The organism is Mycobacterium sp. NGS49 (assembly GCF_059812565.1).
The window spans coordinates 1-950 of record NZ_JCALCX010000102.1 but is presented as its reverse complement, the minus strand read 5'-3'; the positions used below and the strand labels follow the sequence as shown (position 1 = coordinate 950).

Annotated in this window: 1 protein-coding gene; it reads right to left on the bottom strand. The window is 67.6% G+C overall.

What is annotated here, in order from left to right:
- Positions 1-950: PLP-dependent cysteine synthase family protein (locus AC5Y7D_RS30865; RefSeq protein WP_499929983.1), on the bottom strand; the 950-nt coding region annotated here is incomplete at its 3' end.

Below are 950 nucleotides of genomic sequence, written 5' to 3'. Positions count from 1 at the left end.
TGCACAACCCGCTCGTTCGGGTGGCCAATCACGGCCGGCTCTTCGGGGGGCAATTGGTCGAGCAGGCCGTGCTGGTGGCAGTAGTCGTCGTTGTAGATGGTATCGAAATAGCGTTGTGGGCCGTCGGGGAAGACCGCGGCGATGGTGGTGTCGGCGGACATGGTGCGTGCTGCCCACCCCGCCACCAACCCGACGGCCCCCACGCTCCAGCCGCCGCTGGCGTGGTGGGTCGCTGCCAGGGCACGCGCCGCCCACACCGCTTCGGCGGGCGCCACCCAGTGCACCTCGTCAAACGCTCCGTAGTCGACGTTTCGGGGGTAGATGCTCGACCCCAGACCCCGCATCAACCGGGTCGCCGCGGGTTGACCGAAGATCGTCGAGCCCACGGTGTCCACCCCGATCACCTTCAGATCAGGGTTGGCCTGGCGCAACACCCGTGCCACACCAGCCGAGTGCCCACCGGTACCCACCGAGCACACCAGCACATCGATGCGACCCAGCTGGTCGAGCAGCTCCAAGGCCAGCGGCCGGTACGCGTCAACGTTTTCCGGGTTGTTGTACTGGTTGGGGCACCACGCGTCAGGGTCAGCGGCCAGCAGCTGCGCGATGCGGTCCTTGCGGGCCTGTTGCCATCCGCCGACCGGGTGGGGCTCGGTGACCAAGTCAACCTCGGCGCCGTGAGCGCGCAACATATTTTGCACGATGGGCTCCATACCCGGGTCGGTGACGACCGTGACCGCGTGCCGGTACACCATGCCGGCCAGCGCCAACCCCAAGCCCAGGGATCCGCTGGTCGATTCCACGATGCGGGCACCCGCGCGCAGCTCACCGCGGGCACGGGCGCGTTCAACCATGTGCACTGCGGGCCGGTCCTTCATACTGCCGCCGGGATTAAAGCCTTCCAATTTGGCCCAAAACCCCCGGTCGGCGGCCGTCAGCGGTTCGGAGAT